Annotated in this window: 7 protein-coding genes; 3 read left to right on the top strand and 4 right to left on the bottom strand. The window is 68.5% G+C overall.

Going from position 1 to position 7,718, the window contains the following annotated elements; translation table 11 throughout:
* Positions 1 to 290 precede the first annotated feature (290 nt).
* Genes AB0D57_RS46585 through AB0D57_RS46575 form a run of 3 tightly spaced genes read left to right on the top strand, consistent with a single transcriptional unit; the run spans position 291 to position 1,677 of the window.
* On the top strand, positions 291 to 1,121 hold the full coding sequence (locus AB0D57_RS46585) for a helix-turn-helix transcriptional regulator (RefSeq protein ID WP_362088591.1): 831 nt from the start codon (positions 291 to 293) through the stop codon (positions 1,119 to 1,121).
* A complete protein-coding gene (locus AB0D57_RS46580) occupies positions 1,118 to 1,315 on the top strand; it encodes a DUF397 domain-containing protein (protein ID WP_362088590.1) in 198 nt (65 codons plus the stop codon). The genes AB0D57_RS46585 and AB0D57_RS46580 overlap by 4 nt, the downstream gene beginning before the upstream one ends.
* Positions 1,316 to 1,353: 38 nt before the next feature.
* Positions 1,354 to 1,677, top strand: a complete 324-nt coding sequence (locus tag AB0D57_RS46575; RefSeq protein WP_362088589.1) for a hypothetical protein — start codon at positions 1,354 to 1,356, stop codon at positions 1,675 to 1,677.
* 33 nt (positions 1,678 to 1,710) lie between these two features.
* Here the strand turns inward: AB0D57_RS46575 and AB0D57_RS46570 are convergent, their stop codons facing one another.
* The 4 genes from AB0D57_RS46570 to AB0D57_RS46555 all read right to left on the bottom strand — a co-directional run bounded on the left by AB0D57_RS46570 (position 1,711) and on the right by AB0D57_RS46555 (position 7,539).
* The gene (locus AB0D57_RS46570; protein WP_362088588.1) at positions 1,711 to 2,214 is read right to left on the bottom strand and encodes a DUF1990 domain-containing protein; all 504 of its coding nucleotides are present in this window, start codon (positions 2,212 to 2,214) and stop codon (positions 1,711 to 1,713) included.
* Positions 2,215 to 2,276: 62 nt separating this feature from the next.
* Positions 2,277 to 3,938 carry a M4 family metallopeptidase gene (locus AB0D57_RS46565; RefSeq protein WP_362088587.1) on the bottom strand — a complete coding sequence of 554 codons (1,662 nt, stop codon included), beginning with the start codon at positions 3,936 to 3,938 and terminating at the stop codon, positions 2,277 to 2,279.
* Positions 3,939 to 4,237: 299 nt separating this feature from the next.
* The gene (locus AB0D57_RS46560; RefSeq protein ID WP_362088586.1) at positions 4,238 to 6,283 is read right to left on the bottom strand and encodes a M4 family metallopeptidase; all 2,046 of its coding nucleotides are present in this window, start codon (positions 6,281 to 6,283) and stop codon (positions 4,238 to 4,240) included.
* 278 nt (positions 6,284 to 6,561) lie between these two features.
* On the bottom strand, positions 6,562 to 7,539 hold the full coding sequence (locus tag AB0D57_RS46555; RefSeq protein ID WP_362088585.1) for an NAD(P)-dependent alcohol dehydrogenase: 978 nt from the start codon (positions 7,537 to 7,539) through the stop codon (positions 6,562 to 6,564).
* Positions 7,540 to 7,718: the final 179 nt, after the last annotated feature.

The raw sequence follows: 7,718 nt of genomic DNA, 5'->3' as shown, positions 1-7,718 counted from the left end.
AGCTTCCTTCGCCCCTGCGGCCCCCGGTCCTTGCGTATCTCGAAGTCCATTGCATCCCCTGAGCTGGGGTGTTGCAACGACCACTAGAACTCAAGGATTGGCCCGGGGGCCTTCACGCAAACGCCTGATCACGTCCTTCCCTTCCCGCCATTTCAAGATCGACGCAGCCTGGCTCGAACTGGGCATTCACCCGCCTGTTTTCACGTTCTGTGTGCGCGTGACTTCGCTCGGTATCTATCCTCGATGCGGCGCGGGCCGTGACGACGGCGTCATGGCAGGAGGGAGCCGGCATGTCTCAGCCGAAGCAGCTCGACCCCGTTTCCATGGGGGAGTTCTACGGTGCGGAGTTGCGCAGGCGGCGGGAGGACGCGGGGTTGACGCAGGGTGGGCTTGGGGACCTGGTGTATTGCTCAGGGCCGTACATCGGGCAGATCGAGATCGCCATCCGTAGGCCGCAGTTGGATCTGTCCGAGCGGATCGATGGGGTGCTGGGGGCGGACGGGTTCTTCCGGCGGTTGTGTGCGGCGATCCTCAAGGCGTCGAAGTTTGCCGAGTACTTCGCGGCGGCCGCCGAGTTGGAGCGTCGAGCGAAGGCCATCTGTGACTTCGCCACGATGGTGGTGCCTGGGCTGCTTCAGACCGAGGCGTACACCCGTGCGCTCGTCCGGTCCGCGCGGCCCCTGGTCGATCAGGAGAAGATCGAACAGCTCGTCTGTGCGCGGCAGGAGCGGGCACGGGCCCTGCTCAAGGATCCAGTTGATCCCGAGTTGTGGTTCGTCATCCATGAGGCCGTGCTGCGGGTGCCCGTTGGTGGGGGCGACGTGATGCGCGAGCAGTTGGAGCACATTGCAGAGGTCTCCCGCGGGCATCGCGCGATCGTGCAGGTGATGCCCTTCTCGGGTGGGGTGAATCCGCTCCTGTATGGGTCGATGACCCTCATGACCTTCGTCGAGGAGCCGCCTGTGGTCTACACCGAGAGCGCCTACTCAGGACAGTTGATCGAGGACCCGGCAGTGGTCGCGAACTTCGCCAAGTCCTACGATCTGGCTAGGGCCGCCGCCCTGTCACCGGAGGCGTCCCTCGCGTTCATCGGCCGACTCGGGGAGGGTTACACACCATGAACGGTTCGTACGACCTGCAATCCGCCCGCTGGCGCACGTCGTCGTACAGCAACGCGGACGGCGGCTCGTGCGTCGAGGTCGCCGACGGCGTCCTCGGTGTCGTGCCCGTGCGGGACAGTAAGACGCCTGGTGGTCCCGTGATCCTCGTTTCCGCCGGGGCGTGGGTGCCGTTCGTTGGCGCGTTCGCCAAGTAACCCATCGCGGGCGGCCCGGGTGTTGATGAGGTGAGCGTGTGATCCTCGACAAGAGGGGCGCCATGCTGCTGGTGCTCATCGGGTGCGGGGCCTGGTTGCTCGGTGGGGTGGGCGCGGCTGTGGTGGCGGCGTTGTACGCCCCGCTTCCGGACGTGCCCGCTGTCGCTGCCGGGCTCGTTCTGGGTACGGCCGCGGCGGTGTTCTTCACCCGCAGGCCGGACATCGACCGCTGGGCCACTTTGCGCAAACGCGCCGGCCGCTGGGTGCCCCGCGTCGAGTGGGATCTCGTCCAACTGGTCTTCGGCGTCGTGGCAGCGTGGGGAGTGGCCGGCGTGACGGTGGTCGTGGCCCGGTTCCTGTAGCGGTATCGGTAGCGGTCGGGGCTCGGTATCCCGTCAGATTTGTTCGTGCGGCGCGCACAGCCGCCGCAGTACCTTCCCGCACCGCTGCGCGTACGCGTGCTGCAACCCCCGCGTCGCGGCGCCGCCGGCGCGGGCGTACCACCTGGCCGGGCGGCTGAAGGCGGTGATGGTGAGCCAGACGGTGCCGTCGCCGGTGCGGGTGATCTCGAAGGCTTCCTCGCCGCATTCGGGGTGGCCGGTGAGGGTGCCGTAGGCCCAGGCGGTGCGGCGGTATTCCTCCGTTGTCCAGACGACGCGGCAGGGGGCCTTGATGGGACCCAGGCCGACCGTGACGTCGACTCCGGGGGCCGCCTTGGCGGCGTCGGAGGTGATTCCTACGCCCACCGCCCGGTGCAGCTCCCAGGTCATGAGGGCCTCGGAGGCGCGGCGGAAGACAGCCTCGCCCTCGCCTATCCGGGTGCGGACGTGCAGTCGGTGGAAGCCCGGTGGGCAGCGGTCCTCGCGGGTCGCGCCCACGTCCTCGTACGTGTAGGGCATGGGGGACAGCGTAGGGCGGTACCCGGAGTCGCCTTCTCTCCGGGTACCGCCCGTCAGCTACGTCAGCTGACGTTGACCGCGGTCCAGGCTGCCGCGACCGCCGCGTACTCCGTGCTGGTGGAGCCGTACAGCGACGACGCCGCGCTGAGCGTCGCGGTGCGGGCGCCCGCGTACGTGGTCGTCGACGTCATGTAACTGGTCAGGGCCTTGTACCAGATCTGGCTGGCCTTGGCCCGGCCGATGCCGGTGATCGTGGAGCTGTTGTAGGTGGGGGAGTTGTAGGCCACCCCGTTGATCGTCTTGCTGCCGCTGCCCTCCGAGAGGAGGTAGAAGAAGTGGTTCGCGGGGCCCGACGAGTAGTGGACGTCCAGGTTCTTCAGCGAGGACGACCAGTAGTTGGCCGACGCGCCGTCCTTGCTCGGCTGGTCCATGTAGCGCAGCGGGGTGCCGTTGCCGTTGATGTTGATCTTCTCGCCGATGAGGTAGTCGCCGACGTCGCTGGAGTTGGCCGCGTAGAACTCGACCGCCGTGCCGAAGATGTCGGAGGTGGCCTCGTTCAGGCCGCCGGACTCACCGCTGTAGTTGAGGCCCGCGGTGTTGGAGGTGACGCCGTGGGTCATCTCGTGGCCGGCCACGTCCAGGGAGGTCAGCGGCTTGACGTTGCCGGACCCGTCGCCGTACGTCATGCAGAAGCAGCTGTCGTCCCAGAAGGCGTTGACGTACGCGTTGCCGTAGTGGACGCGGGAGTACGCGGCGACGCCGTTGTTCTTGATGCCGCTGCGGTTGAACGTGTTCTTGTAGAAGTCCCAGGTCGTCTGCGCGCCGTACGCGGCGTCGACGGCCGCGGTCTGGTCGGTGGTCGAGCTGGAGGCCGCGCCGGTGCCCCAGGTGTCGTCCGCGTCGGTGAACAGGGTGCCCGCGGACGAGGTGGTGGTGTGCGACTTGTTGTACGTCTTGTGGCTGCCGCGCGTGCCGTCGGTCAGCTGGTACGTCGAGCCCGACAGCGTGGTGCCGAGGGTGACCGTGCCGGAGTACAGGCTCTTGCCGGTGCCGGTCTCGACGCCCTGGTACTCGTAGAGCTTCTGGCCGGTGGCCGCGTCGGTGATGACGTGGAGTTCGTTCGGGGTGCCGTCGTCCTGGAGGCCGCCGACGACCGTCTCGTAGGCGAGGGTCGGCGTGCCGTCCGCCGCCCAGATCACCTTGCGGGGCGCGTTGTCGGCCTCGGCCTTCTCCGAGCCGGCGGCCTTGGCGGCGGTCAGGGCCTGCTTCTCGGCCTTCGCGATGGTGATGGTCGGCTTGAGAGAGGCCACCTTGATGGTCGCCTTCGTCGCCTTGGTGACGCCCTCGGTCTTGCCGGACGCGGTCTCGTGGACGACCAGGTCGCCGCCGAGGACCGGGAGTCCGTCGTACGTGCGCTCGTAGCGCGTGTGGACCGTGCCGTCCGCGTCCTTGGTGACGTCTCTGACGACGAGCTTCTCCTTGGCGCCGAGACCTATCTCCTCGGCGGTCTCGGGAGTCGCCGCCTCGGCCTGCTGGATGAGGGAGGTGCGCGCCGCGGGGGACAGCTGAACCTGGGCGCCCGGGAGGGGCGCCTTGGCCGTGGGGGCCGCCGAGCTCTCGGCGGAGGCGCCGGTGGTCAGAGTCGTGGTGAGCAGCGCTCCGGCCGCGACAGCGGTGGCGATGGCCAGCGTGGTGCGCTTGTGACGCGCGTAGAAGGGGGTCACGCGATGCTCCTTCTGTGGGGGAGTCCGGACGGCATGGGGTGGCCGTACGGACGGTGTGAAGTTGCGGTGCGGGTGAGCCGTGCGGTGGAAGAGTGGCACCTGGGGCGCGTACATGTCATGAGGTCAATCAAATCTTGGCCGAAAAGGGTCCGTTGGATGAAGATCGCTGTACGCAATGCGGAATCGATCTAGGTAAATGGGCCACCAAGGGAAACCCCGGGCAAGGCAAAGAGGGCGCCGCCCCGGGGAGTTGAACCACCGGGACGGCACCCTGCCCTTGTCGTGTGTTCACGCGCGGTCTACGGGAACGTCAGCTTCCAGCTGTTGATGGTGCCGACGTCCTGCGCCGCCTGGTCCTGGACCCTCAACTGCCAAGTGCCGTTGGCTACTTCGGAGGAGGCGTTGACCGTGTAGGTCTCGTTCACGTCGTCCGCCGAGTCGGAGGAGCTGAAGGGCTTCAGGGTGTACGCCGTGCCGTCCGGGGCCACCAGCGCGACGACCAGATCACCGCGCCAGGTGTGCGTGATGTCCACGGCGACCCGAAGGTTCGTCGGCGCGTTGCCCGTGATGCCGGTGACCGCGAGTGACGAGGTGACCGCCGCGCCGTTGTCCGGAATTGATACGGAGGTCGTGCTCTCGAACGACGTACCGGTGTCTCCACCGTCGTCGCCGGGTCGGGTGCCGACCGCGATGCCCGCCCACGCGTTCTGCACCGCCGTGTACTCGGCGCTCGTGGTGCCGTACAGCTCACCTGCCGCCGCGAGCGTGCCGGTGCGGGCCGCCGCGTAGTTGGTGGTCGAGGTGAACTTCGTGGTGAGCGCCTTGAACCAGATCTGCTCCGCCTTCGCCCGCCCGATCCCGGTGACCGGAAGCCCGTCGGAGGTCGGCGAGTCGTAGGTGACGCCGTTGATGGTCTTGGTGCCGCTGCCCTCCGAGAGGAGGTAGAAGAAGTGGTTCGCGGGGCCCGAGGAGTAGTGGACGTCGATCGAGCCGATCCCCGAGTACCAACTGTCCTTGGACGCACCGTCCTTGCTCGGCTTGTCCATGTAACGCAGCGGCGTGCCGTCGCCGTTGATGTTGATCTCCTCGCCGATGAGGTAGTCACCGACGTCGGAGGAGTTGGCCGCGTAGAACTCGACCGTGGAGCCGAAGATGTCGGAGGTCGCCTCGTTCAGGCCGCCGGACTCGCCGCTGTAGTTGAGGCCCGCCGTGTTGGAGGTGAGGCCGTGCGTCATCTCGTGGGCGGCCACGTCGATCGACGTGAGCGGGTTGGCGTTGCCCGAACCGTCGCCGTACGTCATGCAGAAGCAGCTGTCGGACCAGAAGGCGTTGACGTAGTTGCTGCCGTAGTGGACCCGTGAGTACGCGCCCACGCCGTCGCCCCTGATGCCGCTGCGGCCGTGCACGTTCTTGTAGTAGTCCCAGGTCAGCGCCGCGCCGTAGTGCGCGTCGGCGGCGGCCGACTCCAGGTTGGACGCGGCGCCGTTGCCCCATACGTCGTCGGAGCCGGAGAAGAGCGTGCCGGTGCCGGAGGTGCCGCGGTTCAGGTTGTACGTCTTGTGGCTGCCGCGCGCGCCGTCGGTGAGGTTGTACGTCGTCCCGGACTGTGTGGTGGTGAGGTCGACCGTGCCGCTGTACACCGTGTTGCCGGTGCCGGTCTCGATGGCCTCCCACTCGTACAGCTTCTTGCCGGTGGTGGCGTCCGTGACGACGTGCAGCTCCTGTGGGGTGCCGTCGTGCTGGAAGCCGCCGACGACCGTCTCGTACGCGACGGTCGGCGTGCCGCTCGCGGCCCAGATGACCTTGCGCGGGGCGCGGTTGACGTCGGGGCTCGTGGCCTTCTCTGCCTTGGCGGCGGACAGGGCCTGCGTCTCGGCCTTGGCGGCGGGCAGCGCGGCCTTCGTGGTCGCCGGCTTGATGGCGGCTCGCGTCGCCTTGACGACGTCCTCGGTCGCGCCCGACTTGGCGGTGTCGACCACCAAGTCGCCGCCGAGGACCGGGAGCCCGTCGTACGTGCGCTCGTAGCGTGTGTGGACCGTACCGTCCGCGTCCTTGACGACATCGCGGACGACGAGCTTCTCCTTGGCGCCCAGACCGAGGTCCTTGGCGGTGTCCGCCTTGGCGGCTTCGGCGTCACGTATCAGCTCGGCGCGCTGGGCGGGGGAGAGCTTCAGCGCGATCGCGCCGGGGTTGACCTTGCCCGAGGGGGCCTGCGTGGGGGCGGCGCTCGCGGCGCCCGACTGGACGGCGGCCGCCAGCAGGGCGGAGATGCCGACGAGGGCGACGGCCGCGGCGCGGCGGCGGGGGGTGGGGGAGGTGCGTCTGTGGGAGGAATTGCTGCTCAACACTGACTCCTTCTGCTTGGCCGCGGGGCGCGCGGCCAGTGGGGATCCGGGCGGTGGGTACCCGTCCGGGCAGCACAGGGCAGAACAGGGAGAAACGCCGAACCAGTTGCATGGGGGGATGCCGCGACACGGCAGTTGTGCTGTGGGGTTGCTGTGAAGAGGTCCTGGGAAGAGTGGCAGGAGATGCCACTCCCTGTCAGGAGCGCGTCAACAACTTGGCCGGAAACGTTCCGTTCTCCGGGTGGTCATGTTCGGTATACGAACCTGCCGGCCGCGGCTCACACCGTGACGACGACCTTCGCCCGCGCGTGCTCCACTTCCAGGTACCGGATCGCCTCGGGCGTCTCGCCGAGCGAGCCGTACGTCCGGTCGATGACCGGCGTGACCTGCCCGGACTCGACGAGCTCCCGCAGTGCCGTCAGCTTCTCCGCGCTGGGCTGCGCGAAGAACGAGAGCAGCCGCTGGCCGACGAAGCGTGACAGGGCCTGCCCCTTGAGGGTGAGACGCACCGGGCCGAGGAGGCTGCCACCGTCGGACACGCCTCCGCCGGACAGCAGGAGCGTGCCCGTGGGCGTCAACGCGCGGCGCAAATCCCTCAGTGAGCGGTTGGCCACCAGGTCGAACACGACGTCGTAGCGCTGCCCGTCACGGGTGAAGTCCTCCTGGGTGTAGTCGATGACGCGGTCCGCGCCGAGCGACTCGACGAGCTCCACGTTCCTCGTGCTGCACACGCCGGTCACGTCCGCCCCGTACGCCTTGGCCATCTGCACGGCGAACGTCCCCACGCCCCCCGAAGCGCCGTTGACCAGAACACGCTGCCCCTCCCGCACCCGGCCCAGGTCGCGCAGGCCCATGAGCGCGGTGTTGCCCGCGAGCGGGAGCGCGGCCGCCTGCTCGAAGGACAGGTTGGCCGGCTTCCTGTCCACGGCGTCCTGCGGGGCCGACACGTACTCCGCGAACGCCCCGTCGGCCTCGCCGAACACCTCGTCACCGGGGCGCAACCGCTTGACGTTCTCGCCGACCGCCTCCACCCGCCCGGCGAAGTCCCGCCCCCGGATGGGCGTCTTCGGCCGACGGGCCCCGAACGACAGACGCGCCAGGTAGGGATGGCCCCGCATGAGGTGCCAGTCGTACGCGTTGACCGAAACCGCGTGCACCCGCACCAGCACCTCGCCGTCGGCCGGCACCGGTGTGTCGACGTCCCTGAGCTCCAGTACGTCGGGCGAGCCGTACCGGTCCTGGGCGATTGCCTTCATCGGGGCCTCCGTGACCATGGCCTTCGGGAGCGGCACTTCTCACGAAGGTAGCGGAGCGACGCGGCCACGGGAATCGGGGGAAAGCCCTAGGGCCTGTCCGGCGGATCATGCCGCAGACGCGGGGCTTGGCACGCCCATCTGCGGCGTTGTCGTCGGTCAACGACTCCCCCACTCTCGAC

Source organism: Streptomyces sp. NPDC048275, assembly GCF_040652275.1.
Taxonomy (GTDB): domain Bacteria; phylum Actinomycetota; class Actinomycetes; order Streptomycetales; family Streptomycetaceae; genus Streptomyces.
The sequence above is the reverse complement of the archived record's forward strand: the minus strand, read 5'-3'. Positions and strand labels throughout refer to the sequence as shown.

Coding starts and splice junctions, on each gene's coding strand:
- AB0D57_RS46585 (WP_362088591.1), top strand. CDS start 291: ATGTCTCAGCCGAAGCAGCTCGACCCCGTTTCCATGGGGGAGTTCTAC.
- AB0D57_RS46580 (WP_362088590.1), top strand. CDS start 1,118: ATGAACGGTTCGTACGACCTGCAATCCGCCCGCTGGCGCACGTCGTCG.
- AB0D57_RS46570 (WP_362088588.1), bottom strand. CDS start 2,214: ATGCCCTACACGTACGAGGACGTGGGCGCGACCCGCGAGGACCGCTGC.
- AB0D57_RS46555 (WP_362088585.1), bottom strand. CDS start 7,539: ATGAAGGCAATCGCCCAGGACCGGTACGGCTCGCCCGACGTACTGGAG.